The organism is Streptomyces sp. NPDC056628, from assembly GCF_042792555.1.
Taxonomy (GTDB): domain Bacteria; phylum Actinomycetota; class Actinomycetes; order Streptomycetales; family Streptomycetaceae; genus Streptomyces.
In genome coordinates this window covers 73,511-99,601 of record NZ_JBHTWG010000028.1, presented here as the reverse complement: position 1 = coordinate 99,601, position 26,091 = coordinate 73,511, and the positions used below count along the sequence as shown (strand labels likewise).

22 protein-coding genes and 3 pseudogenes are annotated in these 26,091 nt (G+C 72.0%); 9 read left to right on the top strand and 16 right to left on the bottom strand.

The window, feature by feature from the left end; translation table 11 throughout:
* Positions 1-82 precede the first annotated feature (82 nt).
* Positions 83-496 (bottom strand): SRPBCC family protein, encoded by a 414-nt coding sequence (locus tag ACFRAC_RS27570; RefSeq protein ID WP_382931906.1) that lies wholly within the window; start codon positions 494-496, stop codon positions 83-85.
* A 208-nt stretch (positions 497-704) separates the two neighbouring features.
* Between ACFRAC_RS27570 and ACFRAC_RS27565 the strand changes: the two are divergent.
* Both ACFRAC_RS27565 and ACFRAC_RS27560 read left to right on the top strand, forming a co-directional pair.
* A pseudogene (locus ACFRAC_RS27565) lies at positions 705-1,943 on the top strand (cation:proton antiporter); the annotation flags it as partial.
* Between the two features lie 105 nt (positions 1,944-2,048).
* On the top strand, positions 2,049-2,381 hold the full coding sequence (locus ACFRAC_RS27560; RefSeq protein ID WP_382931950.1) for a DUF3140 domain-containing protein: 333 nt from the start codon (positions 2,049-2,051) through the stop codon (positions 2,379-2,381).
* A gap of 30 nt (positions 2,382-2,411) precedes the next feature.
* Here ACFRAC_RS27560 and ACFRAC_RS27555 read toward each other — a convergent pair whose 3' ends face one another.
* From ACFRAC_RS27555 to ACFRAC_RS27530, 6 genes are all read right to left on the bottom strand, one after another.
* A complete protein-coding gene (locus ACFRAC_RS27555) occupies positions 2,412-2,870 on the bottom strand; it encodes an SRPBCC family protein (protein WP_382931897.1) in 459 nt (152 codons plus the stop codon).
* Positions 2,871-2,977: 107 nt separating this feature from the next.
* Entirely contained in the window at positions 2,978-3,382 is a 405-nt protein-coding gene (locus ACFRAC_RS27550; protein WP_382931886.1) for an ATP-binding protein, read from the bottom strand.
* A 74-nt stretch (positions 3,383-3,456) separates the two neighbouring features.
* Entirely contained in the window at positions 3,457-3,828 is a 372-nt protein-coding gene (locus ACFRAC_RS27545; RefSeq protein ID WP_382931882.1) for an STAS domain-containing protein, read from the bottom strand.
* An 80-nt stretch (positions 3,829-3,908) separates the two neighbouring features.
* Positions 3,909-4,325 (bottom strand): STAS domain-containing protein, encoded by a 417-nt coding sequence (locus tag ACFRAC_RS27540; protein WP_382931874.1) that lies wholly within the window; start codon positions 4,323-4,325, stop codon positions 3,909-3,911.
* The gene (locus ACFRAC_RS27535) at positions 4,322-5,428 is read right to left on the bottom strand and encodes a B12-binding domain-containing protein (RefSeq protein WP_382931867.1); all 1,107 of its coding nucleotides are present in this window, start codon (positions 5,426-5,428) and stop codon (positions 4,322-4,324) included. The genes ACFRAC_RS27540 and ACFRAC_RS27535 overlap by 4 nt, the downstream gene beginning before the upstream one ends.
* Positions 5,425-7,080, bottom strand: a complete 1,656-nt coding sequence (locus tag ACFRAC_RS27530; protein ID WP_382931859.1) for a PP2C family protein-serine/threonine phosphatase — start codon at positions 7,078-7,080, stop codon at positions 5,425-5,427. The genes ACFRAC_RS27535 and ACFRAC_RS27530 overlap by 4 nt, the downstream gene beginning before the upstream one ends.
* 325 nt (positions 7,081-7,405) lie before the next feature.
* On the opposite strand from ACFRAC_RS27530, the pseudogene ACFRAC_RS27525 reads away from it, so the two are divergent.
* Positions 7,406-7,603, top strand: a pseudogene (locus ACFRAC_RS27525) (MarR family transcriptional regulator); the annotation flags it as partial.
* A gap of 92 nt (positions 7,604-7,695) precedes the next feature.
* Here ACFRAC_RS27525 and ACFRAC_RS27520 read toward each other — a convergent pair.
* The 7 genes from ACFRAC_RS27520 to ACFRAC_RS27490 form a co-directional block, all read right to left on the bottom strand.
* Positions 7,696-8,253, bottom strand: coding sequence for a Dps family protein (locus ACFRAC_RS27520; RefSeq protein WP_382931846.1), 558 nt, complete (start codon positions 8,251-8,253; stop codon positions 7,696-7,698).
* A gap of 149 nt (positions 8,254-8,402) precedes the next feature.
* Positions 8,403-10,760 carry a SpoIIE family protein phosphatase gene (locus tag ACFRAC_RS27515; protein WP_382931943.1) on the bottom strand — a complete coding sequence of 786 codons (2,358 nt, stop codon included), beginning with the start codon at positions 10,758-10,760 and terminating at the stop codon, positions 8,403-8,405.
* A 198-nt stretch (positions 10,761-10,958) separates the two neighbouring features.
* Positions 10,959-15,227 (bottom strand): HAMP domain-containing protein, encoded by a 4,269-nt coding sequence (locus ACFRAC_RS27510; RefSeq protein ID WP_382931841.1) that lies wholly within the window; start codon positions 15,225-15,227, stop codon positions 10,959-10,961.
* 408 nt (positions 15,228-15,635) lie between these two features.
* Positions 15,636-16,472, bottom strand: a complete 837-nt coding sequence (locus ACFRAC_RS27505; protein ID WP_382931832.1) for a carbohydrate ABC transporter permease — start codon at positions 16,470-16,472, stop codon at positions 15,636-15,638.
* The gene (locus ACFRAC_RS27500) at positions 16,469-17,452 is read right to left on the bottom strand and encodes a carbohydrate ABC transporter permease (protein WP_382931819.1); all 984 of its coding nucleotides are present in this window, start codon (positions 17,450-17,452) and stop codon (positions 16,469-16,471) included. The genes ACFRAC_RS27505 and ACFRAC_RS27500 overlap by 4 nt, the downstream gene beginning before the upstream one ends.
* A gap of 2 nt (positions 17,453-17,454) precedes the next feature.
* Positions 17,455-18,756, bottom strand: coding sequence for an ABC transporter substrate-binding protein (locus ACFRAC_RS27495; RefSeq protein ID WP_382931807.1), 1,302 nt, complete (start codon positions 18,754-18,756; stop codon positions 17,455-17,457).
* Positions 18,753-19,994: an aminotransferase class V-fold PLP-dependent enzyme gene (locus tag ACFRAC_RS27490; protein WP_382931797.1), complete on the bottom strand. Its 1,242-nt coding sequence runs from the start codon at positions 19,992-19,994 to the stop codon at positions 18,753-18,755. Before ACFRAC_RS27490 ends, ACFRAC_RS27495 begins: the two co-directional genes overlap by 4 nt.
* Before the next feature lie 228 nt (positions 19,995-20,222).
* Between ACFRAC_RS27490 and ACFRAC_RS27485 the strand changes: the two genes are divergently transcribed.
* Positions 20,223-20,924, top strand: coding sequence for a FadR/GntR family transcriptional regulator (locus tag ACFRAC_RS27485; protein ID WP_382931790.1), 702 nt, complete (start codon positions 20,223-20,225; stop codon positions 20,922-20,924).
* A 9-nt stretch (positions 20,925-20,933) separates the two neighbouring features.
* On the opposite strand, the pseudogene ACFRAC_RS27480 reads toward ACFRAC_RS27485, so the two are convergent.
* Positions 20,934-21,188, bottom strand: a pseudogene (locus ACFRAC_RS27480) (FAD-dependent monooxygenase); the annotation flags it as partial.
* Positions 21,189-21,318: 130 nt separating this feature from the next.
* Here ACFRAC_RS27480 and ACFRAC_RS27475 point away from each other — a divergent pair.
* The 4 genes from ACFRAC_RS27475 to ACFRAC_RS27460 all read left to right on the top strand — a co-directional run bounded on the left by ACFRAC_RS27475 (position 21,319) and on the right by ACFRAC_RS27460 (position 23,448).
* Entirely contained in the window at positions 21,319-21,540 is a 222-nt protein-coding gene (locus ACFRAC_RS27475) for a hypothetical protein (RefSeq protein WP_361349428.1), read from the top strand.
* A 44-nt stretch (positions 21,541-21,584) separates the two neighbouring features.
* Complete coding sequence (locus tag ACFRAC_RS27470; RefSeq protein WP_382931784.1) at positions 21,585-21,809, top strand: hypothetical protein; 225 nt, start codon at positions 21,585-21,587, stop codon at positions 21,807-21,809.
* Positions 21,810-21,880: 71 nt separating this feature from the next.
* The gene (locus tag ACFRAC_RS27465) at positions 21,881-22,957 is read left to right on the top strand and encodes a dihydrodipicolinate reductase (RefSeq protein WP_382931777.1); all 1,077 of its coding nucleotides are present in this window, start codon (positions 21,881-21,883) and stop codon (positions 22,955-22,957) included.
* 2 nt (positions 22,958-22,959) lie between these two features.
* Positions 22,960-23,448, top strand: coding sequence for a carboxymuconolactone decarboxylase family protein (locus ACFRAC_RS27460; protein WP_382931773.1), 489 nt, complete (start codon positions 22,960-22,962; stop codon positions 23,446-23,448).
* Positions 23,449-23,514: 66 nt separating this feature from the next.
* Here ACFRAC_RS27460 and ACFRAC_RS27455 read toward each other — a convergent pair whose 3' ends face one another.
* Positions 23,515-25,152: a GMC oxidoreductase gene (locus ACFRAC_RS27455; RefSeq protein WP_382931768.1), complete on the bottom strand. Its 1,638-nt coding sequence runs from the start codon at positions 25,150-25,152 to the stop codon at positions 23,515-23,517.
* Positions 25,153-25,414: 262 nt separating this feature from the next.
* On the opposite strand from ACFRAC_RS27455, the gene ACFRAC_RS27450 reads away from it, so the two are divergent.
* Entirely contained in the window at positions 25,415-25,903 is a 489-nt protein-coding gene (locus ACFRAC_RS27450; protein ID WP_382931932.1) for a GNAT family N-acetyltransferase, read from the top strand.
* The last annotated feature ends 188 nt before the right edge of the window (positions 25,904-26,091 follow it).

Genomic DNA, 26,091 nt, shown 5'->3' with positions numbered 1-26,091 from the left:
CAACGTCCTCTGGGCCCTGGTCCGTGACCGACGGTGCTACGAAGTGACACCGCCAGTCACGACGGCCGCTTGACAAACAGCATTAGGAAGCCGCGTTGCCGACGCGTATCCGCACCTGTTCCTCCAGGCGGGCCAGACTGCCGTCGAGGGCGTCGCCGACCCGCGCCTCCCCGGGGTCGTGGCGCTTGTTGAGGAAGGACAGATGGACGGTCACCTCGCTGGCGCCGCTGTCGATCCCGGCGACCTGGAGCCACCCCGCGTAACTGCCGTCCTCGCGCGTGCCCCACTCCAGCCGCATCTGGTCCGGCCGGGACCGCAGCAGCGCCGAGGTGTCCGCGTCGGTGCGGTCCTCGTGCACGGTCACGGCGGGCAGGACCTCCGGCTCGACGTGCAGGGCCTCCGGCAGCCAGGTGTCCAATCGGTCGAGGTCGGCGGCCTGGTCGAAGACCTGTTCCGGCTGCGCGGGCATCGTGCGGGAACGCTCGTACTCGGTCATCGCTGCACCAGCCTTGCCTCGGGTGTTCCGGCTGACCGCGTTCCCGGGCCGCGCGGCGGTAACCGTCCCGGACACGCGACGGCCGGGGCAAACACGCGGTCATGGGACGTCCGTGCACGGGTACGCGGGCCGGGTCCAGGGTGGCGGCCGTGGCCCAGCGCGACGCGTGGGAGAGCACACGGCATGACGGAAGGGCGGGCAGGGCACGGTGACCATCGGCGATGCGGTGAGCGCGTGGCTGGGCGCGGGCGCGCTGCTCGCGGCGGTGCTGCCGAGGGTCGTGGCCGGGAGGCCGCTGTCACTGCCGCTGGTGTTCCTGGCGGCCGGCGCCGGCGTGTACCTGCTGCCCCTGCCGCTGCCCGAGGTGGATCCGGTCGCCGACCGGCTGGTCACCGAGCACGTCACCGAGGCCGGGGTGATCATCGCGCTCATGGGCGCCGGGCTGGCCCTCAACCGGCCCGTCGGCCTGCGGCGCTGGGGCACCACCTGGCGGCTGCTGGGCATCACCATGCCGCTCACCGTCGCGCTGACCGCGCTGACCGCCTGGTGGCTGCTGGACTGGCCGCCCGCCGCCGCGCTCCTGCTCGCCGCGGTCCTGGCGCCGACCGATCCGGTGCTCGCCTCCGAGGTCCGGGTGGGGGAGCCCACCGAGGACCCGCACGACGAGGACGAGGTGCGCTTCTCCCTGACGAGCGAGGCGGGACTCAACGACGGTCTCGCCTTCCCGCTGACCTACGCGGCGCTGGCGCTGGTGGCCGCCGCGGGCAGCGGCTGGTCGACCGACTGGATCGGCACCTGGGTCGCGCAGGACGTGATCCTCAAGTGCGTGGTCGGGGTGGTGAGCGGCCTGGTGGTCGGACGGCTGCTGGGCTGGCTGTTCTTCTGGACCCGCCGGCCGGTGCTGCGGCTGTCGGAGCACCGGGAGGGCTTCGTGGCGCTGGGGGCGACCTTCCTGTCGTACGGGGTGACGGAACTGGTCGGCGGATACGGCTTCCTGGCGGTGTTCGTCACCGCGTGCGCGCTGCGGGCGGCCGAGCGCGCCCACGGCTTCCACAAGGTCCTGCACGACTTCGTCGAGCAGATCGAGCGGCTGTTCACCGCGGCCGTGCTGTTCCTGCTGGGCGCGTTCGTCGCACGGGGCGGCCTCGCCGCCCTGACCTGGCAGGGCGCGGTCACGGCGGTGCTGCTGCTCGCGGTGATCCGTCCCTGGGCCGGCTGGGTGGGGCTCCTCGGGGGGCAGCCGGGCCGCCGGGAACGCGGGGTGATCGCCGCCTACGGCATCCGCGGCATCGGGTCGCTGTACTACCTCGCGTACGCCCTCGGCCACCACGCCTTCCCGGTCCCGGCGCGCGAGCTGTGGGCGGTGGTGACGTTCACCGTGATGGTCTCGGTCGTCGTGCACGGGGTGACGGCGGGCCCGGTGGTGGGCCGCCTGGACCGGCTCCGCGACGGGACCGAGGCCGGGCTGGCCGCGGGAGCGGAAGCCGCGGAACGGGCCCGGCGCCCGCAGGCTGGACCGGGACACCCCGGCAACCGGCGGAAGGGGGACGGCGTGGACGACGCGGAGCGCCAGGAAACGTGGAGCGAGTTCCGGGAAGTGGTGAACATGACACCGTCCCGGCTCGACGAGTGGCTGGAGACCGAGGAGTCACGCGAGGCCGGACAGCACAAGGACGGCGGCGAGTCCACCGGGCACGCATCCGGGCGGCGGATCGCCGAGATCCTCCGCACGAAGAAGGGCGACCTGACGGACGACGACTACGGGCACATGCGCAAGGTCGTCGGGTACGTCCGCCGCCATCGGGCCCAGCGGCCGTCGGCCGACGTGAAGGACAGCCGCTGGCGGCACTCGCTGATGAACTGGGGGCACGACCCCCTCGCCTGACCGCGGGCCGCGCCCGGCCGAGCGATGGGTTCAGCGCGGGGCGACGGCCGTCTCCGCCGCCGCCTTGATCCGTTCGCCGAACGCGGGCGCGTCCTTGCGGGCGGCGGCCACGGCCAGGCCCACCAGGAGCCTGCCGATCCCGTGGCCCTCCAGGACGTCGGAGAGATGGACCCGGGTGCGGCCGTCGCCCACCGGCTCCGGCTCGTAGCCACCCTCGTCGGCCGTCACGCTGTTCCTGGACACCTCGGCCCACCGGATCCGCGCCGGCGCCTGGAGCTCGGTGATGCGGAACTCCCGGGCCGTCCTCGTCCCGGCGTCCTTGACGGTGCCGCGGAAGACGGTGCCCACGGCGGTCGGAGTGTCGGGGAGGCGTTCGATCCTCTGCACGCGGGGGCTGGACTGCGGGTCGTCGCGGCCGTCGACGAGATGGTCGAACACCGCCTCCACGGTCCGGTCGACCTCGAAGGTCGTCTCGAACCGTCCGGACATCGGCACTCCTCCCGAGCCGGAGCCGCCGTCCGCGGGCGACCCCGGGGGGAGAGAGAGCGGGACACCCCGCGAGGCGAACGGGGGAACGCCCCCTGGGCTCCGGTCCGCTACGCGTCCGGGCCGACCGCCATGACCACCCGGATCGTCTTGCCCTGAGCCGTGGGGGTGACGGTGACCTCCCGGCCGAGCTGCTGCACCAGGGGCCATCCGAAGCCGCCCGGAGTGGCGGCGCGGGTGCGCGGCACCGTGCGCGGGGCGGCCGGCGAGGCGTCGGTGACGCTGACGGTGAGCTGGTCGCCGTCGAGCGTGGCGTCGAACGCGACGAGACCGCCGCCGTGCCGTACGGCGTTGGTGACGAGCTCGGTGACGACCAGCAGGATGTCGTCGACCACGGTGGGGGAGGCGCCCGCTCCCTCGGATCGTTCGCCCAGGAGAGCCCGGACGTGAGAGCGGGCCATGGCGGCGGTGACGGGCCGCTGCGTCCTTGCGGCGGCGAATTCGACTGCGGTCACATCTCCTCCTTCATGCCCCACTTGCCCCTAACACCCCTTTCCTGGTTCCCACATAACCGCTGATGTATGGCTGGTCATCCGCGACGAGAACGGATCTCGTCGCGGATGAGGTCCAGCGCCGACGCGAGGTCGGGTGCCATGGGGAAGACGCGGGCGGTGTCCGTGAGGTCCAGCAGGCGCCGCACGTGCGGGCTCACCGCCACCAGGACGAACGGCAGGCCGGCCGCGGCGTGGCCCTGCCGGGCGGTCAGGAGCGCGTGCAGCAGGGAGGAGTCGGCGAACTTCACCCCGCCCAGGTCGACGACGGTGGCGGCCGCGCCGCCGTCGCGGGGTGCGGAGAGGGCCTCGGTGACGGCGTCGGCCTCGTCGGCGTCGAACTCGCCGGTGACCCGGACGACCCGCACCTCTTCGACCAAGGTCTCGATGATCTCGGCTTCGTCGTTCACCGGAGCATTCTCACAGGTCGCCGCGTGCCGGAGAAATGGGGGTGCCGTGACGGCCGGGTGCAGGGCGGGTGCCGGACGCGTCAGGTCCGGGGCGGTGGTGGGGGAGGGGGCACCGCGCCGGCCTCGCCGGAGGCGTCCGGGGCCTCGGCGGCACGGCCCGTGGCGTCGTCGAAGAGGTCGGCGGTGCCGGTCATGTCCAGCAGGCGCCGCAGCGGGGCGGGCCGGTTGACCAGGTGCAGCCGGGTGCCCGCCTCGGCCGTGGCGCGGTGGACCATGAGCAGCGAGGCCAGACCGAGCGAGTCGCACAGCGTCAGCCGGGCGCAGTCCAGGTGCAGCCGCCGGGGCGCCGGGTCGGTGGACAGCAGGGCGCGCGCGGCCTCGGTGAGCTCGTCGGCGCTGTCCCAGTCGAGGTCGCCGGTGATGCGGATGTGCGCGTCACCGGCGGCGTCGAGGGCCGTGTCCAGGTGGAAGAGGGTGTCGTCGGATGCGGTGCTCATAGGGGTGCGCCGGGTCCGGGAACGGGAGGACGGGTGTCACGCCGGCGCAGCGTGTCGCGTCCCTGGCCGAGGAGGCCGAGCGTACGGGGGAAGTCCTTGAGTTCCTCCTGGAGCAGCACCAGGGCGGGGTCCAGCACGCGCGCGGGCACCCGGCGGGCCTCCAGGATATCGGCCGTCCAGTCCAGGAAGCCGGTGAACAGGTCACCGTCGTCGGTGTAGAGGGCGCAGGCGAGGAACTCCACGATGTGCATGACGTCCTCGGCGGTGCGCTCGCGCTGGGCCTCGCTGTAGGCGCGCATCGCGGGCAGCCGTTCCTCCAGCCCCGCCAGGGTGCTCCTGACCAGCTGCCGCTTGGAGCGGGTCACCAGCGTGTACTCCTGGTCGACCAGGTGCGGCAGGTCGTCGACGCTGTGCCGCACGGCACCGCCGGCCGGACGGGGCAGCCCGCGCTCCAGCAGGCCGGCGGCGGTCCGGGCGTCCGGGGCCCAGGCGTCGGCACCGAGCAGCCGGGCGTGCCGGCCGTCGGTCCCGAAGGCGGCGCCCCCGGCGACGACCGGGATGCCGATGGCCTGGACGGCGGTGATCGCGGTGTGCGCGGCCGGCAGCCGCAGGGGCAGCGAGGACGACAGGGCCACGGCGCTCGGCGCGGTGGTGTGCAGATGGGAGATGAGGTGCGGGGTGGGGATCTGGGCGCCCAGGAAGTCCACCCGGTGGCCGCGCAGCCGCAGCACCTCCGCCAGCAGCCGGGCCGGCAGCGCGTGCCATTCGCCGTCCACGCAGGCCACGGTCACCGTGGTCGCGGGGGTCTCGGCGTCCGCTGCCGGGACGCGGTGCGCCATGGCGGCGATGATCCGCTCGTGGATCGCGGTGGCGGAGTGCTCCTGGGCGACCGTGAAGCGGTTCTCGGCCCAGGCGCGGCCGACCTCCCGCTGGGTGTGGGCGATGACGTCCAGGAGGACGTCCTCCGCGTCGGCGCCGTCGTCCAGCGCGGTGAACACGGCCCGGGCGGCGGCGTCCTCGTCCCGGGAGCACACCGCCCGCCACAGCTCCGCACGGGCCCGCGTGAGCGTCCCGTCCTCGTGTGCGGTGGTCACATCTGTCATGCGGTGTACCTGCCCGCCGTGTGGCCGTCCACGGCTGTGAGATGGGTCGTCCGGGGCGCGGTGATCGCCATCACGGCGATGTCGTCGTGCCGGTTGTCGCCGATCCATTCGGCGACGAGCATGTGGATCCGCTCGACGACGGCCTCGGCGGGCATGCCGGCGCACTCCGCGAGCGCGGCCCGCAGCCGGGCGTCGCCGAACATCACGTCGTCGAGCGGCCCGCCGCGGGCCTCGGTGACCCCGTCGGTGAACAGCAGGCAGGTCTCGCCCGGCCGCAGGTCCACCTCGGCGGTGACCGACTTCACGTCCGGCAGCACGCCGATCAGGGTGCCGGCCGTCCGTGCCTCCTCGACGGTGCCGTCCTGCCGGACGATCAGCGGCAGCGGGTGCCCGGCGCTGGTCAGCCACAGATGCGTGGTGTTCTCCTGGCGCAGGACCGAGGCCAGCACCAGGGTGGTGAACCGGGTGTGGCGGCTGTTGAGCAGCGTGCCGTTGAGCAGGCGCAGCAGATGCTGGTGGTCACCGGCCAGCGGGAGCAGCGCCTGGAGCGTGCTGCGGATCTTCCCGGTCAGCACGGCGGCCTCCAGGCCCTTGCCGCACACGTCGCCCAGCACCGCGAGGGTCTTCTCGTGGGGGGCGGCGCCGGGGTGGACGTCGTAGAAGTCCCCGCCGACGCGCTCGGTGTCCTGGGCGGCCCGGTAGCTGCCGGCGAACTCCACGCCGTGGACGCGTCGCAGCAGCGGGGGCAGCAGGTCCTCCATGAGCGTCGCCGTGATGGAGCTCTGCTCCATGTAGAGGCGGGCCGCGGACAGGGCGGCGCCCGCGCGGGCGGCGAAGACCCGCGCGAAGACCTCCTCGGAGGTGTCGAAGGCGGCGTGGTCGCCGCGCCGCAGCAGGATCAGCGCACCGGCCGGGACGCCGTGCCCCGGAAGGGGCGTGACCACGACGGACCCCACCGGTCCGGAGAAGCCGTCCGGCAGAGCCCACTCCGGCAGCGCGGACGGGTCGATCCAGCGGGACGGCACGGGCGGGAAGCCCTGCAGGGCCTCCCTCAGGCCGGGGACGTCGGCGGGGTCGATCCGCAGCGTCCGGTGCTGGACCTCGCCACCGGCGCAGAGGGAGAGCGGGTGGCGGCGTCCGGAGGTGGGCGAGACGAGGACGGCGGCGTCGGCCAGGAACTGGGAGGCGAGTTCGACCGCGACCTCCATGCAGCGCTCGGGGTTCAGGGAGGCCAGCAGCCGGTTGGAGGCCTCGGCGAGGAAGCCGGTGCGCTCCTGCTCGTTCCTGAGGGCCGTCTCGGCGAGCTCCCGGTGGGTGTCGTCGACGAGCCACCACACCACCTGGCCGTGCGCGCCGAGCGTCGCGTACGCCTCCAGCGTCCACTGCTCGTGACGGCCGCGCACGGGGCCGCCGGCGTCGTCCCCTGCGACGGCAGCCCGCCGGTGGCCCTCCACGAGCCAGTCCGGCGCCACCTCGGCGAGGGGGACGCCCCGGCCGGCCGCCGGGAAGAGCCGGGCGGCCTGAGCGTTGATCTCCACCAGGGCGCCGGTCGGGTCCACGACCAGAGCGGGGTAGGGTGCCCGCATCCACGCGGTACCCACGGACGACATGAGCTCCTGCCCCAGGGGCGAGGAGCCTTCCACACGCGTCATATTCGTCAGCTCCGCGTCATACGGACCTGATCACCCTTCGTTCGACGACATCACGTTCTCGTACTGCTCCCCGAGCCTCGCAGCCCACCGCTCGGCCCGTCAATCTCGGCCGCGGCAGGCCCCGTGCGAGGCCGGATCGGGCCGGGTACCCAGCTCCGGCCGGCCGTAACACCCGGGGCGCGGCCCATGTGTCCGGCACCGGAGCGGGCGGCCGGGGACGGCCCAGGGCGACCCCGAGCAGGACCAGGGCGAGCCCTCCGCACTGCTGGAGGGTCAGGGCCTCCCCGGCGACCGCGACACCCAGCAGTACACCGGTGACCGGGTTGAGCAGCGGGGCCGGATCGTGGCGCTCACCGCGCCCGGCCGGGAACTGATCGACCGGGCGTTCACCGACCACATGCGCAACGAGCGGCGCCTGCTGGACCTGCTGACGCCCGCCGAGGCGGAGACGCTGGAGACCCTGCTGACCACCTGGCTGTCCCGCCTCGACGCACCCGGCGGCGACACCTCCCGCACCGCCTGAGCACACCGAAGAGCCCCGGCCGCGCGGGTCGCGACCGGGGCTCTGCGCCGAACGGGTCCAGCAGGACGGATGAGGGCGCCCGCCCTCACGGGTCAGCGCTTGGCGGCCTCGGCCGCCTCCGTCTCCGTGCCGGCGCGCGCCGTGGCCAGCGTGCCGCCCGCGTTCTCCAGGTGGGCCCGGACGAACCACTGGAACTGCTCCAGGTCCCGCAGCTGCTCGATGAGCAGGTCCTCCGTGGCCGGGTCGATCTCCCCGACCACCTTGATGGCGTCCCGGACGTCCTCGATCACACCGGTGTAGACGAGGTCGAGGGCACCGAGGTGCGCCAGCGCGTCCTCCCGGCCGATCGAGTAGTCGTCCCAGGTCCGCTCCTTGACCAGGGAACCCGGCGTCCCCTGCGCGACCCCGCCGAGCGCGGCGATGCGCTCCGCCGCGTCGTCGGCCATGTCGCGCACCCGGTCCACCTGCGGATCGATCATCTGGTGCACGGCGATGAAGTGCGGGCCCACCACGTTCCAGTGCACGTGCTTCAGGGTGAGGTGAAGGTCGTTGAGGGCGTGCAGCCGCAGGCGCAGGACGTCGATGAGCCGCCCCGCCGCCTCGCGCTCGATGCCCGGCACCGTGTACTTGGGGGTGAGGTCCTTCGCCATGTTCGCAACTCCTCTTCCGAATGGGGTGAAGTAGGAGTTCAGGTGCCCTGCTTTCGTCCTGGCAGACCTGTGACCCGCGTTTCACTCACTGATCGGACCACCGGGCGATGGACCGGTCGGGTGAGCGGCACCCGGCCGGTCCACGGCCCTCAGGCCACGCGGACCCCGACGATGCAGGTGTCGTCGTCCGTGTCGGACCTGCTGTACGTGAGCAGCCGGTCCAGCTGCTGCTCCAGCGTCGGCGGCACCGTCCGCGCGGCCACCAGCAGCTGCGTCAGCGACTCCTCCACGGACCGGTCCCGCCGTTCGATCAGGCCGTCCGTGTACATCAGCAGGGTGTCGTCGACGGCCAGCTGGACCTCACCCTCCTCGTACGTCGCCTCCGGCAGGGCGCCCAGCAGCAGACCCTTGACCAGCGGCAGCGGGCTGGCCTCGGTGCCGCGCACCAGGACGGGCGGCAGATGCCCGGCCCGGGCCCAGCGCAGCGTGTGCCGCTCCGGGTCGTACAGGGCGCACACCGCCGTCGCCGTGACACCGCCGGTCAGATGGTGGACCACCATGTTGAGCCAGGACAGCAGCTGGGCGGGCCCGGCCCCCGTCACCGCGAGGCCGCGCAGCGCGTTGCGCAGCACCACCATGCTGGTCGCGGCGTCTATGCCGTGCCCGGCCACGTCCCCCACGCACAGCAGCACCAGCCGCGACGGCAGCACGACCGCGTCGTACCAGTCGCCGCCGACCAGGTGCTGGGTCTCCGCCGGCCGGTAGCGCACCGCCACCCGCAGGCCCGGGGCGTCCAGCGGGGCCTGCGCGGGCGGCATGATCGCGTGCTGGAGCTGCAGGGCCAGCCGGTTGCGCTCACTGGCCTGCTGCTCGGAGTGGGCGAGCTGGTCCCGTGTGGCGGCCAGCGCCACCTCCGTCCAGTGGTGCGCGGAGATGTCCTGGTAGGCGCCCCGGACGACGAACAGCCGGCCGTCGGTGTCCAGCTCCGGCTCGGCCACCACACGGATGTGCCGGGTCACCCCGTCGGGGCGCTGGAGCCGGAAGGCCGCCGAGGCGGGCCGCCGGTGGTGCAGCAGCGTGCGCAGGAACCGCCCGATGGGCACCGCGTCGTCCGGGTGGGCGTGCGCCGGCAGGTTCTCCAACGGGATCGGGCCGTCGGACGGCGGCTTGCCGTACAGGTCGTACAGCTGCATGTTCCAGGTGATCTCACCGGTCAGCAGGTTCTCCTCGAACCCGCCGATCCGGCCGAGGCGCTGCGCGTGCTGGAGAAGGCTCGCCAGCCGTGCCGTCTCGTCCTCCAGGCGCCAGATCAGCAGGACACAGCCGCCGTGCCGGCTCGCGTGGATGTCCGCGACCGCCGCCAGCGGCACTTCGTCCACCAGCGCGGTCAGCCGCATACGCCGGGCCCGGAACGGCTCACCCGTGGCGTAGACCCGCTCGACCTGCTCGAACAGCTCGCTCTCCCCGGCGGCCATCGGAAACGCCTCCAGCAGCAGCGAACCGCTGACGACGCTCCGGGGCCGGCCGCTCGGGTCCAGGAAACGGCTGTTGACGTGATGGATGCGGAAGTCGACCAGCTCCCCGTCCGCGTCCAGATGCGGCAGCAGCACCAGCGCCGGGTCGTGCAGGCCGTCGGCCAGGTCCATCAGCTCGGCCACGTCCGGCAGCACCACCGGACGCCACTCGTCGCCCGCACGGGGCGGCGCCGACGTCTCCAGCGTGTGCGCGCACAGCTCGGCCAGCGCCTCCACCTGACGGACGATCTGCGGGGACTGCGGCTCGATCGGCGCCGGCCACACGATCTCCAGCACCCCGTGGATGCGGCCGCCCGTGCCCGCCGGTACGGCCGCCCGGCCGCCGTCGGGATGGAGGTGCTGCCCGATGGAGGGCAGCTGGGTGTCGGACAGACAGCCGATCCAGTGCCCCGAGCGCTCACCCAGCCCGCGCCGCGCCACGGTCGCCACCCCCGGCGGGACGTACCGCCAGCGGCCCGCCTCCGCCGCCGAGAACCCGGCGCTGCCCGCCAGGGTCAGCGAGCCGTCGGAGCCCAGCGCCCAGATGGCCACGGCCTCCGCGCCGATCGGCCGCAGTGCGTGCTCCATCAGGGACTCGGCCACGGCCTGCGCGTCATGGGCGGCCAGCGCGCCGCTCTCGGCGGCCCTGAGCCGCACGGCGGAGGACGCGTCGGCGTCCCCGGAGCCGCCGGTCGTGGTCGCGAGGAACGCGCTGGTCACCTCCGCGACCCGGTCCCGTGCCGCCTGGTTGATGACCTCGACGGCGAACTCCAGCGGGGAGATGCCGGCCTGCTCGGTCAGCTCGGCCAGCTGGCGGGCCGCCTGCGCGGGACCGCAGCCCAGCCGCTCCACGAGGATGCCCTTGGCCAGCTCGATCAGCGCCCGCCCGTCCGCCTCGGCGTGCGCCTCCCGCACCTCCCTGCGCAGCCGTTCCACGGTCGCCGCGAGTCTGCCGACGGGGGAGCGCTGTACGTCGGCGTCCCCGGCCGGCATCCCGACCTCCGCGACGTCGTCACGGTCGATGAAGGCCACGGTGCCGTGCCCCTCGTCGGGCGGCAGCTCGGCGCCGGGAGCCCCGGTGGGCTCCGGCTCGGTCGGCTGAAGATGATGGCTCACGGTGGACCTGTTCGTCGGCGGGGACGTCCGGGGACGCCGGGCGGTCGGCTGGTGCGTGCGGCGGTGAACCCCCTGTCACGGCGACAGCCAGCGCTGGACGCGGCTGATGAGGTCGTTGGTGTCGACGGGCTTGGTGACGTAGTCGTTCGCCCCGGACGCCAGGCTCTTCTCCTGGTCGCCCGGCATCGCCTTGGCGGTGACGGCGATGATCGGCAGATCCGCGTACTGGGGCATCGTACGGATCTCCGCGGTGGCCGCGTAGCCGTCCATCTCCGGCATCATCACGTCCATCAGGACCAGCGAGACGTCCGGGTGGGCGAGGAGCGTCTCGATGCCCCGGCGGCCGTTGTCCGCGTGCAGGACCTGGAAGCCGTGCAGCTCCAGCGCCCCGCTGAGCGCGAACAGGTTGCGCGCGTCGTCGTCCACCACCAACACGGTACGGCCCGCGAAGGCGCTGTCGACGACCTGGGTGATGGCGCGCTGCGGCTCGTCGGCACGGACCAGCTGGAGCACGTCCCCCGGCTCCTCGGCGGACAGGTGCAGGGTGATGCGCTCGCGCAGCTCGTCCAGGCTGGACAGGAAGTCCAGCGGCCGGCCGCTGGCCCGGGAACGCAGCGTCTGCTCCTGCGCCTGGTCCACGTGGTGGCCGGTGTGCACCAGCACCGGCACGCTGGCCAGCGCCGAGTCGCCCTCCATGGCCTGCAGCAGCCGCGCGCCCTCCTCGTCGGCCATGCCGAGCTCGAGGACGACGCAGTGGCAGGGCTCGGCGGCCAGGGTGCTCGCCGCCTCCTGTGCCCCGACGGCCGTGATGATGTCGATCGCGCCGAGCCGGTCGTCGGCGTCCGTCGCGATGTCCGCGACGGCGCGCTCGGCGACCAGGGTGAGCAGGCCGCGGGTGCGGCCCTCGACGACGAGCAGCCGGCGTCTGCGCTGCTCGGTCGTCTTCACGGGCGACGTCTCCGATGCCGAGGCGGACTGCAGCTCGGCCGTCTCGGCCTGCTGCTCCACGGCCCGGCCCGTGCCGTCGAGCATCCCCTCGAAGTCGGCCCGCGCCACCGGCAGGTAGAGGGTGAACGTGCTGCCCTGACCGGGTGTGGACTCCACCGTGACCGCACCGCCCAGCAGATGGGCGATCTCCCGGGTGATCGACAGGCCGAGGCCGGTACCGCCGTACTTGCGGCTGGTGGTGCCGTCCGCCTGCTGGAACGCGCCGAAGATCGTCTCCAGCTGCTGCTTGGGGATGCCGATGCCGGTGTCCTTGACCCGGAACGCCACGACGGGACCGCCCCGCAGGACGCCCATCGGCACCTCACGGTCCGCGGCCGGCTCGATGCGCAGCTCGACGCAGCCCTGCTCGGTGAACTTCACCGCGTTGGAGAGCAGGTTGCGCAGCACCTGCCGCAGCCGGGAGCCGTCGGTGAGCAGGTCGGCCGGCGTGCCCGTCGCGGTCGCCACCGTGAACTCCAGGCTCTTCTGCGTCGTCATCGGGCGGAACGTCGCCTCGACGTACTCCAGCAGCTCGCGCAGCGGAACCTGCTCGGGAGTGACGTCCATCTTGCCCGCCTCGACCTTCGACAGGTCGAGGATGTCGTTGATCAGCTGGAGCAGGTCCGACCCGGCGGAGTGGATGATGCCCGCGTACTCCACCTGCTTCGGCGTGAGGTTGCGCGAGGGGTTCTGCGCCAGCAGCTGGGCGAGGATCAGGAGGCTGTTGAGCGGGGTGCGCAGCTCGTGGCTCATGTTCGCCAGGAACTCCGACTTGTACTTGGAGGCCAGCGCCAGCTCCTGCGCGCGGGTCTCCAGTTCCTGCCGGGCCTGCTCGATCTGCAGGTTCTTCGCCTCGATGTCGCGGTTCTGCGAGGCCAGCAGGGACGCCTTCTCCTCCAGCTCCGCGTTGGAGCGCTGGAGTTCGTCCTGCTGCACCTGCAGCTCCTCGGAGCGCTCCTGGAGCTCGGCGGTCAGGCGCTGCGACTCCTCCAGCAGCTCGTCGGTGCGCGCGTTGGCCACGATGGTGTTCAGGTTGACGCCGATGGTCGGCATGAGCTGGGCCAGGAAGTCCTGGTGGATCTGGGTGAAGCGGGTGACCGAGGCCAGCTCGATCACGCCGAGGACCTGGTCCTCGACCACGATGGGCAGCACCACCAGGGCGCGCGGGACCGTCTGCCCGAGGCCGGAGGAGATGGTCACGTAGTCCGCCGGCAGCTCCTCGACGCTGACGGTACGGCGGTTGCGCGCGGCCTGGCCGAGCAGCGAGCGGCCCACCCGGATGCGCTCCGGCCGGTCGGTGGCGTCGGGGTAGCCGTACGACCCCACGAGCCGCAGCTCCGGGCCGCGGTCGGAGTCCTCGGCCGCGTAGAAGGCCCCGTACTGCGCGGACACCAGCGGGGCGAGCTCGTCCATGATGAGCTCGGCGACGACCGGCAGGTCGCGGTGGCCCTGCATCAGGCCGGAGATCCGGGCCAGGTTGGTCTTGAGCCAGTCCTGCTCCTGGTTGGCGCGCGTGGTCTCCCGCAGCGAGCCCACCATGGAGTTGATGTTGTCCTTCAGCTCGGCGACCTCGCCGGACGCCTCCACGGTGATCGAGCGGGTCAGGTCGCCCTCGGCGACCGCGCTGGCCACCTCGGCGATGGCCCGGACCTGGCGGGTGAGGTTGCCGGCCAGCTCGTTGACGTTCTCCGTCAGCCGCTTCCAGGTGCCCTCGACGCCCTCGACCTCCGCCTGCCCGCCGAGCCTGCCCTCGCTGCCGACCTCGCGGGCGACGCGGGTGACCTCGGCGGCGAACGACGACAGCTGGTCGACCATCGTGTTGATGGTGGTCTTCAGCTCCAGGATCTCGCCGCGGGCGTCCACGTCGATCTTCTTCGACAGGTCGCCGTTGGCCACCGCGGTCGTCACCAGGGCGATGTTGCGGACCTGACCGGTCAGGTTGTTGGCCATGGAGTTGACGTTGTCGGTGAGGTCCTTCCAGGTGCCCGCCACGTTCGGCACGTGCGCCTGGCCGCCGAGACGCCCCTCGGTGCCCACCTCGCGGGCCACACGGGTGACCTCGTCGGCGAACGCGGACAGCGTGTCGACCATCGTGTTGATGACGTCCGCGAGAGCCGCGACCTCGCCCTTGGCCTCGACGGTGATCTTCTGCGACAGGTCGCCGCGCGCGACGGCGGTGGCGACCTTGGCGATCGAGCGGACCTGACCGGTCAGGTTGGACGCCATCACGTTGACGTTGTCGGTGAGGTCCTTCCAGGTGCCCGACACGCCCCGGACGATGGCCTGCCCGCCCAGGTTGCCCTCGGTGCCCACCTCGCGGGCGACACGCGTGACCTCGTCGGCGAACGCGGAGAGCTGGTCGACCATCGTGTTGATGGTGGTCTTGAGCTCCAGGATCTCGCCGCGCGCGTCCACGGTGATCTTCTGGGAGAGGTCACCCTGCGCGACCGCCGTGGCGACCTGGGCGACGTTGCGGACCTGCGCGGTGAGGTTGCCCGCCATGAAGTTCACGGAGTCCGTGAGGTCCCGCCAGGTGCCCTTGACGCCCTTGACGTCCGCCTGACCGCCGAGGCGCCCCTCGGTACCGACCTCGCGGGCGACGCGGGTGACCTCGTCACCGAAGGCGGAGAGCTGGTCGACCATCGTGTTGATGGTGTTCTTCAACTGGAGGATCTCGCCGCGCGCGTCCACGGTGATCTTCTGGGAGAGGTCACCCTGCGCGACCGCCGTGGTCACCTGGGCGATGTTGCGGACCTGGGACGTCAGGTTGCCCGCCATGAAGTTGACAGAGTCCGTCAGGTCACGCCACACACCGCCGACTCCGGGCACCTGGGCCTGGCCGCCGAGCCGGCCCTCGCTGCCGACCTCGCGGGCGACGCGGGTGACCTCGTCGGCGAACGCGGAGAGCTGGTCGACCATCGTGTTGACGGTCTCCTTCAGCTGCAGGATCTCGCCCCGTGCGGGCACGTCGACCTTCTGCGACAGGTCACCCTTGGCGACCGCCGTGGCGACCTGCGCGATGTCCCGCACCTGGGTGGTGAGGTTCCCCGCCATGGCGTTGACGGAGTCGGTCAGGTCCGCCCAGGTGCCCGAGACGCCCGGCACCTCCGCCTGGCCGCCCAGGGTGCCTTCGGTGCCGACCTCGCGCGCCACCCGGGTCACCTCGGAGGTGAACACGGACAGCTGGTCGACCATGCCGTTGAAGACATCGGCGATGTCTCCGAGCAGGCCTTCGCCGTCGGACGGCAGCCGGGTGCCGAAATCGCCGTCCCGTACGGCGGTCAGACCGGCCAGCAGCTGCCGCAGCTCCTGCTCACCCAGGGCCCCCTCGACGGCCTCGGTCGTCTTGCTCGTCATGCGCACCCTCGTTCCGCTCCCCAAGAGCCCCCGCGCCGGGGACTCGGAACCGCGCCGGCCCCGTCGAAGGGCCTGGTCACCGACCGGTTTCCGCAGTTCACGGGGTCCGGCCGGATAAAAAGATCCGACGAAGGTTAACTCAGTTGCCGGGCGACAACAAAAGCCGGACACTCTGTTCCGGCGGGCCGGGATCGGTGGCCGCAAAGAGGTGTGAAAACCGGGGAACGCGGTACGCGGAAGAATTTGCCACGGGGAGTGCACGGGCGTATGAGGTTTCCCAGGGCGGGTAGGCCCCGGGAAACCACAAGAGGCTGTCGTCCCAACCTCTCGGCCGCCCGAGTAGCCCGCAGGGGCACACCTCACACAGGGCGCGCGCCCCGGGGTGCCGGCCGGGTGCGTGCGTGCGCCTCAGCCCTTGACTGCGCCCGAGGTCAGGCCCTGGACGATGTGGCGGCTGGCGAAGGCGAACAGCAGCATGGTCGGCAGGATCGTGAGCACGGCCGCCGCGGACATCGAGCCCCAGTCGATGTTGAAGCTGGAGATGAACCCGTTCAGCGCCGTCGGCACCGTCTTGTTCGCGTCGCTGTTCATCAGCGTCACCGACAGGAAGAGCTCGTTCCAGCAGTTGACGAAGTTGAAGATGAACGCGGCGATGATCCCGGGCCGCATCACCGGCAGCAGCACCCGGAACAGCGCCGAGAACCGCGACAGGCCGTCGATCATGGCGGCCTCCTCCAGGGCGTCCGGGATGTTCTCGAAGAACCCGCGCAGCATCACCGTGCAGAACGGGACGCACACCGCGATGTAGACGAGGATCAGCCCGAAGCGGTTGTCGACCAGGCGCAGGTCCGTCATCAGCAGGTAGAGCGGCCCCAGGGCGATGAACGACGGGATCATCTGGGTCACCAGCGCCGCCATCAGCAGCGCCGACTTGGTGCGGAACTCGAAGCGGGCCAGCACGTAGGCCGAGAGCATGGAGATCGCCGTCGCGGTCGCCCCGGCCACCAGGGACACGATCAGGCTGTTGGCGAGGTACGTCCCGAAGTCGGCCGTGCCGAACAGACCGCTGTAGTTCTCCAGGGAGAAGTGCTCGGGCCAGTACGCCAGCGGGAAATGGAAGATGTCGCCGGGCGCCTTCAGCGAGGTGACGGCGATCCAGTACAGCGGGAAGACGGTGAAGAGCAGCCACCCGCCGAGGAAGACGAACTTGACGGCCCGGCCGGCCGTGGACTCCCGGCCGATCACGGCCTCGCCCCCTTCTTCTCACGCGTGGCCATGAGGAAGAACACCGCGAACACCAGCAGCGCGGCCACCACGAGGAGCCCGAGCGCGGAGGCTCTGCCGTAGTCGCCCTGCTGAGTGATCTTGATCATCCAGGTGGTCACGATGTGCGTCTCGTTGTTCGGCCCGCCGCCGGTCATGCCGAAGATCAGGTCCGGGAAGTTGAAGATCCAGATCACCCGGAGCAGCACGGTCAGCGCCAGCGTGGTGCGGATGTAGGGGATGGTGATCCGGAACAGCGTGCGGGCCTTGCCGGCGCCGTCCAGGGCGGCCGCCTCGTACAGCTCGTCGGGGATCGACTGGAGCGCGGCGAGGATCATGATCGCGAAGAAGGTGACGCCGTACCAGACGTTGGCGACGAGGACGGCCACCATCGCCGTGTCCGGATCCGCAAGCCAGGCGATCGGCTCGTCGATCAGACCGGCCTTCTGCAGCAGGTCGTTGACGACGCCGAACTCGCTGTTGAACATCCAGCGGAACAGGATGCCGATGAGGAATCCGGAGATCGCCCAGGGGAAGAAGATCAGCGCCTGGTACAGGCCGCGGAAGGGGAAGCGGCGGCGCAGCCACAGCGCGAGCGCGAAGCCGATCACCAGCTGCGGGACGATCGAACCGACCACCCAGACCGCGGTGTTGCCGAGGACGGTCCCCCAGGCGGGGTCGGCGAAGACATCGCCGAAGTTCCTCAGCCCGACCCACGAGGTGTCGGTGAGGTCGGTCAGCTTCCAGTTGCGGAAGGCCATCTGGCCGCCCGCGACCATGGGGTAGTAGGTGAAGACCGCCACGAACAGGGCGGCGGGTGCCATGTAGGCGGCGATGGCGAGGCCGCGCCGCGTGGTGAACTCCCGCTTGCGGCGGCCCCCGCGGGGGTGACCTCCCCTGCGGGAGGCCGCCCCCTCGGCCGGCGCCGTGGTCTTCGACGGCGTGCTGGACGTGACCGGCATCTCTACTGCTCCTGCTGCCACTTCTCGGTCCAGAACGCGTCCCAGCCCGCCAGCAGCTCCTTGGGCGAGGTCTTGCCGAGGACCAGCTTCTGCACGTCGGCGTCCGCCTTCTGCTGCCACTCGGCCCACCAGCTGACGCCGCGCGGCTGGGTGACGACGAGGTACTTGTCCGGCTGCTCGGTCATGGTGACGTAGCTGGCCCAGGGGTCGGACTTGTAGAAGGGATCACCGGTCGCCGACTTGAGGATGGGCACCAGGCTGTTCTTCTTGGTGAACGACGTCGACGCCTCGCCCTGGGACAGGAACTGCACCAGCTTCACGGCCTCGGCCTTGTGGCCGCTGCCCTTGGCCACACCCCAGCCGGCGGTGGCCAGCGGCTGCACCGTCTTGCCGCCGGGGCCCGACACCAGCGGCGCGGTGCCCCACTGGTCCTTGGAGATCGACTTCGACTCCGACACCGTGGCGATCACCTCGGGGTCCTGGAGCAGGAACGCCGTCGAGCCGTTGGAGAACGCCTCGACCATCTCCGGATAGCCCCAGGAGACGGACGACTTGGGGGACGCCTGCTTGAACAGCTTCAGGTAGTTCTCGATCGCGTCCTCGGCCTCGGGGGCGGCGAAGATCGTACGCCCGTCCTTCAGTTTGAAGCCGTTCGCCGGGTCCACCTCGTCCGCGAGGTACGCCTCGATGGCGGCGGTCGCGTTGCTGTTGGAGTTGGCGCCGCCCCGGAAGGCGTAGCCGTAGCGCCGCGCGGACGGGTCGTGGACGGCCGACGCCTGCTCCAGCAGCTCCTCCCAGGTGGCCGGCGGCTTGTCGAAGCCCGCCTTCTCGATGAGGTCGGTGCGGTAGAAGAGACTCAGACCGTAGAAGCCGTACGGGACGAAGTACGTCCTGCCCTGGGCGTCCTTGGAGGCGTTGACGGCGTTCTCCGTCATCGCCTCCCAGCCCTTCCAGCCGTCGAGGTCCTTCTTCATGTCGTACAGCCAGCCGTTGTTCGACCAGGGTCCGACGGTGATGTCCCGGACCTCCAGGACGTCCACGCCGCTGCCCGACTGCAGCATCTGCTGGAGCTTCTGGTCGGCCTGCTCGGTGGGCGGGGAGACCAGGTTGACCTTGATCTTGGGGTTCTGCCGCTCGAAGTCGGCTATGAGGTCCTTGAGCAGAGCGGTGCGCGTCGGGTTCGTCAGGCTCTCCACCATGTTGAGCGTGACCGTTCCGCTCGCGTCCGGGCTCATCGTGGAGCAGCCGGTCAGGAGCAGCGCCGTGGCGGTGCCGAGCGCGAGAACCGCCGTTCTTCTTCTCATCGTGCTGACCTCTTCCCTGTGTTCTCTCGTGCCCAGACGCCGAGGACGGGGACGCATTCCTCGGCGAAGTACTCGTAGTCGGCCGCGGTGTTGTAGACGTGGGCGGACAGCCGCAGGAAGCCGGCGCCGCCGAAGCTGGTGAAGGCCGCCTCGACGCCCAGCTCGCGGGCCACCCGGTCGCGCAGGGCGTCGGCCTGGAGCCGGTCGGCGGCGAGGCCGTCCGGCAGCCGCACCAGACGCATGCCGGGGACGGGCATGCCGACGTCGACGCAGGTGCCCGAGCCGGCCGTCCCGGCGAACGCGGCGCCGATCACCCCGGCGCCGTAGTCGGCCAGTTCGTCCATGTACCGGCGTGCGGCCGGCCAGCCCCAGGTGCGCTCCACGAAGTCCAGGGCCGCCGGCGCCGCCAGGTAGGCGGTGGCGTCGATCGTGCCCTGCTGGTCGAAGCGGTCCGGGAAGGGCTCGGCCGCCGCCCAGGAGTCGATGAGGGGATACAGCCGCTCACGCAGCGGGCCCCGCGCCACCAGGGCCGCGGTGCCGCGCGGGGCGCAGCCCCACTTGTGCAGGTTGCCGGTCCAGAAGTCGTACGTCGCACCGGCGAGCGGCGCGTCGAGGAGACCGGGCGCGTGGGCACCGTCCACGAGGACGGGGATGCCGCGCCGCCGGGCCTCCGCGCCGATGCGCTCGACCGGCAGCAGCCGCGCGGTCGCCGAGGTGATCTGGTCGACGACCACGAGCTGGGTGGCGTCGGTGAACTCGGCGGTGACAGCCTGGTACGCCTGCTCCTCGTCCGCGTCGAGCGGCACATGGGCGGTGCGCACCCGGCCGCCGTAGCGGCGGGCCAGCCGCTCGGCGCCCATCGTCACGGCCCCGTAGCCGTGGTCGGTGACGACGATCTCCCCGCCGGGGCGCAGCGTCAGCGCGGCGAAGACGACGCTCGCGCCGGCGCTGGCGTTCGGGACGAGGGCGAGGTCGCCGGCGTCGACCCGCAGGAACGCGGCGAGCCGCACGCGGGTGGCGGCGAGCCGCTCCGGAAGGGCCGGGAACCACACCACGGGTGAGCGTTCCATCTCCACGCGCAGCAGTTCCTGGCGCTCCTGGGCCACCAGCGGGACGGCTCCGAAGGAGCCGTGGTTCAGGTGTCTGAGGTCGGGGTCCAGTGACCACGCCCGGTCGGCGGGCGTGCCGTCGGCCAGCAGGAGTGGGCGTGGTGCGGTGGTCACCTCGGTCTCGCTCACAGGTCTCCACATCTGGGCAGGGCGGTCCTGCGGACGATCAGGGTCCGCCGGACACATCTGATGACTCGGCATCCTGCACACCTTCAGGGGTGGATACAAGGGGTCGTACTGTGAAAGTCATCAGATGACTTGTGGGTGATACGCGGCCGGAACATCGGAAACTCGCTAGAGTGCTCCGCGGCGGCGGCGGCGTGACCGCCGGCCCGTACGGGGAGGAAGAGGGGACGGATGTCCGCAGTCGAGAAGGCCTTCCACGGCCTACGGCACATGATCGGGACAGGGCGTCTCGGTCCCGGCGAGCGCATCCCGCCCGAGGGCGACCTCTGCGAGGAACTGGGCGTCTCACGGGGGTCGCTGCGCGAGGCCGTCCGTATGCTCGCCGCCCTCGGTGTCATCGAGCCCCGGCACGGCTCGGGCACCTACGTCTCGCAGCTGAGACCCGAGGACGTCATCGGCAGCCTCTCCCTGACCCTCGAACTGCTGCCGCTCTCCGGCCTGTTGGAGGTCTACGAGATCCGTCGCGTCCTGGAGGCCCATGTGGCCGCCCAGGCGGCGGCGCGCTGCACCCCGGAGAACATCCGCACCCTGTTCTCCCTGATCGACGCCATGGAGGCCACGAGCGACCCGGCCGAGGCCTCCGAACTGGACCACCGCTTCCACGCGGAGATCGCCCGGGTGGGCGGCAACCCCACCCTGGCGACCCTCCTCGCCGTCTTCCGCGCCCGCAGCCGCAAGTACCAGGTCTTCACCCTGCCCGAAGGGCCCGAACTGCGCCGGAAGAGCGACGACGACCACCGCGTCCTGGCCACCGCCATCGCCGACCACGACCCGGTCGCCGCGGCGGGCGCGGCCCAGGCCCATGTCGCCCAGACGGAGCGCTGGCTGCGCGCCTTCATGCCGCCGGTCGAGGAGGCCGGGGCCGCGGACTGACGGCCCCGGTCAGGCGGGCTCGGCGCCGGCGGAGTCGGGCGGTTCGGTGGACAGCGGGTGCTCGGCGGCGCCGTCGAGCACCCGGACCGTCTCCGTGGACCGGGGCGGCACGGTCCCCTCCTGGGCGCGGACGGCCTGGCCGACGGTGTCGCGGTGGTCGAGGGCGAGTTCGCGGACGTCCGGCAGGGCGGGGTTGACGCCGACGCCCAGCGGCGGCATGAGGTGGGCGGCGTCCCCGAGCAGGGTCACGGAGGGGCCGTGCTTCCGCACGCGCCGTCGGCCGTCGCGGCGCTGCCCCGGCCGGCCAGGCCGGCGATGCCGGGGTGCGACCCGGTGTCGCGGTGTCGTCCGGCTCCGGTGGCCCTAGAAATCGAACACATGATTGAATTCGGTCATGCGTACGTTTCCCGACGACCTCACCCGGGCCCAGCAGGAGTGGAGCGCCACCTACCGGCAGCTCGCCGAGCGGCCCGGCCGCACCGAACTGCGCCGGCGGCTGTACCGGCTGTCGGCCGAGGTGTTCTTCCACCCCTACTGGCAGCACCGGCGACCCGGTCCGGGCGCGTGGTGGGAGCTGCGGCGGCTGGGCCGTGCGGGCGGCCGGGTCGCCCGATGACCCGTTGGAATGCGGGGCCGGACGTCCCGGATGATCCTGAGGACATGGCCGGAACCCCGCGTGTGACCGTGCATCCGCCGTCGCCCACCGGCGGCCGGCGCGTGCGCGTCGACGGCGAGATCCTCGGGCTGGCCCACAACCTCGCCGATGTCGCCGAGTTCCTGCGCCGCGCGGGACTGGAGATAGACCCGTCCGACGTGGCGCTGGCGTCCTGGATCGACTGGCGTGGCGTCGGGCCCGAGCGCTGGGGTCACGAGAGCGACGGCTGACCCCGGGAACCGGCCCGGATTCCTCGTGCACGGCTATGGGAACTTCAGGGGCGCGTCGTTACCCTCCGCGCATGATTCCCACGGTGGTCTGGGGCACAGGCAACGTCGGGCGCGCGGCCATCCGGGCGGTGGCGGCGCACCCGGCGCTCGACCTGGTGGCCGTGCTGGTGTCGAACCCCGCCAAGGCCGGCAGGGACGCGGGCGAGCTGAGCGGGCTCGGCCGGCCCCTCGGCGTCGCGGCGACCGACGACGTGCAAGGGGTGCTGGGGGCCCGCCCGCAGGCGGTCGTCTACGCGGCCTCCGGTGACGTACGGCCCGACGGCGCGATCGAGGACGTCGGCCGCGCCCTGCGCGCCGGAGCGGTGGTCGTCACCCCCTCCCTGTACGGCATGTACGACCCCACCGGCGCGCCCGGCGAGATCCGCGACGTCCTCGCGGAGGCCGCCGAGGCGGGCGGCGGCTCGCTGTTCGTCTCGGGCATCGACCCCGGCTGGGCCAACGACGTCCTCCCGCTGCTGGTCAGCGGACTCGGTTCGCAGATCGACGTCCTGCGCTGCCAGGAGATCTTCGACTACTCCACGTACGACCAGGAGGACGCCGTCCGCGGTCTGATCGGCATGGGGCATCCGCTCGATCACCAGCCGCTGATGCTCGCCGAGGGCATCCCCACGATGATCTGGGGCGGGCAGCTGCGGATGATGGCCCGCGCCCTGGGCGCCGAACTCGACGGCATCGACGAGACGCTGGAACGCCGCCCGCTCGAGGAGACCGTACGCACCGCCACGATGGGGGAGTTCCGGGCCGGCACCCAGGGGGCGGTGCGCCTGGAGGTGCGGGGCATGGTGGCGGGCGAGCCCCGCATCGTCGTCGAGCACGTCACCCGCATCCACCCCTCCTGCGCGCCGGACTGGCCCGCGCCGCCGGACGGCGGAGCCGGTGCCCACCGGGTGATCGTCGAGGGCCGCCCGCGCATCGAGGTGACGGTCGAGGCGACCGACGAGGGGGAGAACAGGGCGGCCGGCGGGAACGCGACGGCGGCCGGGCGCCTGGTGAACGCCGTCGACTGGCTGGCCGAGGCCGGACCGGGCCTCTACGACGCACTCGACGTCCCGCTGCGCCCCGCGGTGGGACGACTCGGAAAGAGGTGATCATGCGGATCGACATCCCCGAGGGCGCCGACCCCATCCCGTACGTCTGGGGCGACCTCGTACCGGAGATCGGCCGGGCCGCCGGCGCCTTCTCCCTGGCCGTCTACGAGCACACGACCCTCGGACTGCGCGAGTTCGAGGCCGCCCGGCTGCGGATCGCGCAGATCAACGGCTGCCTGTTCTGCCTGGACTGGCGCACCGAACGCGAAGGGCAGAAGGTCGAGGACGGGTTCCTGGACGCGGTCGCCCATTGGCGCACGACCGACGCCTTCGACGAACGCACCCGGATGGCCGCCGAGTACGCCGAGCGCTACGCCACCGACCACCACCGTCTGGACGACGCGTTCTGGGAGCGGATGAAGGCGCACTACAGCCAGGCGGAGATCGTGGAGCTGAGCATGAGCATCGGTTCCTGGCTGGCGTTCGGGCGGCTCAACCACGTGCTGGGCATCGACAGCGTGTGTGTCCTGCCGACGGCGCGCGGCGCCTGACGAGCGGGCCGGGGCCCGGGGGTCCCGGCCCGCCGCGCGGGGAGCGAGCCCGACGTTCGGGCGCGGTCAGAAGTCGTCCGCGATGATCCTCTCGATGTTGCGCTCGGCGAGCGCGGTGATCGTGACGAACGGGTTCACGCTCACGTTGCCCGGGATCAGCGACCCGTCCATCACGTACAGCCCCGCATACCCGCGCAGCCGACCGTGGTTGTCCGTCGCCTTGTCGAGTACCACTCCGCCCAGCGGGTGGTACGTGAGGTGGTCGCCCCAGATCTTGTAGGTGCCGAACAGGTCCGTGCGGTAGATCGTCCCCTCCTTGGCGTTGATCCTGTCGAAGATCGTCTTCGCCATGGTGATCGACGGCTGCTTCCACGCGGTCTGCCAGTCGAGCTCCACCTTCCCTGCCGAGGCGTTCCAGGTGAACCGGGCGCGATGCGGGTTGTTCGTGATGGACAGGTAGAAGGACGCCCAGGTCTCGATGCCGGTCGGCAGCGGCGCCACCTCCGCGAACGCGCCGCCCGCCGCCCAGTTGTCGATGCCCGCCGTCGGGATCGACGACTGGAGCGCCCCGGTCGGGTCCCACAGGTGGTTGGCGCGGCCGCACATGACGTTGCCGTTCTCGCCCCAGCCTCTGCCGACCTCGTCGTTGAGGCCGGGCAGCGCTCCCGTCGCCTTGAGACGGACGAGCAGTTTGCTGGTGCCGACGCTGCCGGCCGCGAAGAACACCCGTTGCGCCCGTACCGTCTTGGTGGCGGTGACGTTCCCGCTCGTGTCGAGCTGTTCCATGGCGACGGAGTAGCCGCCGGTGGCGGGGGTCACCGAGGTCACCCGGTGCAGCGGGGAGATGGTGACCCGTCCGGTGGCGCGCGCCTGCGCCAGATAGGTCTTGGGCAGGGACTTCTTGCCGTGGTTGTTGCCGTACAGGATCTCGCCGGCGAGCGCCGACCTGGTCACCGACCCCTCGGCCTCCCGCTTCATGTAGTCCCAGTCGTAGACGTTGGGCACGAACACGAAGCGGAACCCGGACCGCTGGGCGTGTTTGCGGCCCACGCGCGCGTACGTGTACGCCTCCGTCGAGTCGAACCAGGCCGGGTCGACGGTCGCCACGCCGAGGGTGCTGTTGGCCCGCGGGTAGTAGACGTCGTACATCTCGTCGGCGTCGACCGACGGGAGCACCGCGGGGAAGCGGCTGCGCTCGGGGGTCACCGCCATCCCGCCGTTGACGAGGGAGCCGCCACCGACCCCGCGTCCCTGGTACACCACGATGCCGCCCATCTCCTCGGCGTCGAGGATGCCCGTGTACCGGGGCACGTCCCGGTCGAGCGGGAAACCGAGGAAATTGCTCAGCGGCTGCTTGGTGCGGGTGCGCAGCCAGAAGGAACGGTGGTCGGGGCTGGTGGTGTTGGCGAAGATCTTGCCGTCGGTCCCCGGGGTGTCCCACGCCATGCCCATCTCCACCATGTGGACGTCGACGCCGGCCTGTGCGAGCCGGAGCGCGGTGACGGACCCTCCGTATCCGCTGCCGACGACGAGTGCGGTGACCTGGGCGCCGGGTTCGATCAGTGCCTCCCGGGAGGAGGCGGCGGCCATGGGAAGGTCGAGCGCGCCCAAGGTCGCGGCGCCAAGAAGAGAACCTGTTCCAGCAATGAAACGGCGGCGGGAAAGACCTCTTCCTTCCATGTGGCCGAGTCTTCGAGAGTCCATGCAGTTCCCCTTCCTCGTGCTGAACGGAAACGAGTTCTACTGAGGGCTGTGAAAGAAGTCACGAGAAACCTCCGGGTAACTTGGCCGGTGTTCAGGACTCGCGGCGAAAGGCCGCACCAGAGACGCGCCGCCGGCGCACACGTCCCGCCGTCACCGGGCCGGAGCACCGCCGCCGCGACCGTCGTGGGACCGTGGGCCGCACGACTCCACCCCTGACCGACGAGCACGCCGAGGAGAGCCGACGGTGAGTCCCGCCGACGCCATGTCCATCGTCCCGATGACGCCCGCGCACGCGGACGAGGTTCTGACGATCTATCAACTCGGGATCGACGAGGGGCAGTCCACCTTCGAGACGGCCGCCCCCGGCTGGGCGACCTTCGACTCCGTCAAACTCCCCGAGCACCGGTTCGTCGCCCTGGACGCCACCGGCGGGGTGCTGGGGTGGGTGGCGGTGATCCGGGTCTCCGACCGGTGCGCCTACGCCGGAGTCGTCGACCACTCCGTGTACGTGCACCCCGCCGCCCGCGGCCGGGGCGTCGGCGGCTCCCTGCTCGACGCCCTCATCGCCTCCACGGAGGCCGCGGGGATCTGGACCGTCCAGTCGGGCGTCTTCCCTGAGAACACCGCGAGCCTGGCCCTGCACCGCAAGGCCGGCTTCCGGGTCATCGGCACCCGCGAACGCATCGGCCGGCACCGCGGGGTGTGGCGGGACGTCGCGCTGATCGAACGCCGCAGCCCCGTGGTCGGGTGACCCGCCCCCCGGCAGGCGCGTTGGGCCGAATCGGGTCAGTCCCGGCGCGCCTCGGCGGTACGGGCGGGCGCCCGTGCAGGATCGGTGGGGGGGGGGGGCCCGGGGGGGGCGCCCCCCCCCCCCCCCCCCCCCGGGCCGGCCAGGCCCCGCCCCCCCCCCCCCCCGGGGGCCGGGCGGGCCCCCCCGCC

Bases quoted from the DNA above. Each gene is read 5' to 3' on its own strand.
- ACFRAC_RS27570 (WP_382931906.1), bottom strand. From the start codon at position 496: ATGACCGAGTACGAGCGTTCCCGCACGATGCCCGCGCAGCCGGAACAG.
- ACFRAC_RS27555 (WP_382931897.1), bottom strand. From the start codon at position 2,870: ATGTCCGGACGGTTCGAGACGACCTTCGAGGTCGACCGGACCGTGGAG.
- ACFRAC_RS27540 (WP_382931874.1), bottom strand. From the start codon at position 4,325: ATGAGCACCGCATCCGACGACACCCTCTTCCACCTGGACACGGCCCTC.
- ACFRAC_RS27535 (WP_382931867.1), bottom strand. From the start codon at position 5,428: ATGACAGATGTGACCACCGCACACGAGGACGGGACGCTCACGCGGGCC.
- ACFRAC_RS27530 (WP_382931859.1), bottom strand. From the start codon at position 7,080: ATGACGCGTGTGGAAGGCTCCTCGCCCCTGGGGCAGGAGCTCATGTCG.
- ACFRAC_RS27520 (WP_382931846.1), bottom strand. From the start codon at position 8,253: ATGGCGAAGGACCTCACCCCCAAGTACACGGTGCCGGGCATCGAGCGC.
- ACFRAC_RS27515 (WP_382931943.1), bottom strand. From the start codon at position 10,760: ATGCCGGCCGGGGACGCCGACGTACAGCGCTCCCCCGTCGGCAGACTC.
- ACFRAC_RS27510 (WP_382931841.1), bottom strand. From the start codon at position 15,227: ATGACGAGCAAGACGACCGAGGCCGTCGAGGGGGCCCTGGGTGAGCAG.
- ACFRAC_RS27500 (WP_382931819.1), bottom strand. From the start codon at position 17,452: ATGCCGGTCACGTCCAGCACGCCGTCGAAGACCACGGCGCCGGCCGAG.
- ACFRAC_RS27495 (WP_382931807.1), bottom strand. From the start codon at position 18,756: ATGAGAAGAAGAACGGCGGTTCTCGCGCTCGGCACCGCCACGGCGCTG.
- ACFRAC_RS27485 (WP_382931790.1), top strand. From the start codon at position 20,223: ATGTCCGCAGTCGAGAAGGCCTTCCACGGCCTACGGCACATGATCGGG.
- ACFRAC_RS27475 (WP_361349428.1), top strand. From the start codon at position 21,319: ATGCGTACGTTTCCCGACGACCTCACCCGGGCCCAGCAGGAGTGGAGC.
- ACFRAC_RS27470 (WP_382931784.1), top strand. From the start codon at position 21,585: ATGGCCGGAACCCCGCGTGTGACCGTGCATCCGCCGTCGCCCACCGGC.
- ACFRAC_RS27465 (WP_382931777.1), top strand. From the start codon at position 21,881: ATGATTCCCACGGTGGTCTGGGGCACAGGCAACGTCGGGCGCGCGGCC.
- ACFRAC_RS27460 (WP_382931773.1), top strand. From the start codon at position 22,960: ATGCGGATCGACATCCCCGAGGGCGCCGACCCCATCCCGTACGTCTGG.
- ACFRAC_RS27455 (WP_382931768.1), bottom strand. From the start codon at position 25,152: ATGGACTCTCGAAGACTCGGCCACATGGAAGGAAGAGGTCTTTCCCGC.
- ACFRAC_RS27450 (WP_382931932.1), top strand. From the start codon at position 25,415: ATGTCCATCGTCCCGATGACGCCCGCGCACGCGGACGAGGTTCTGACG.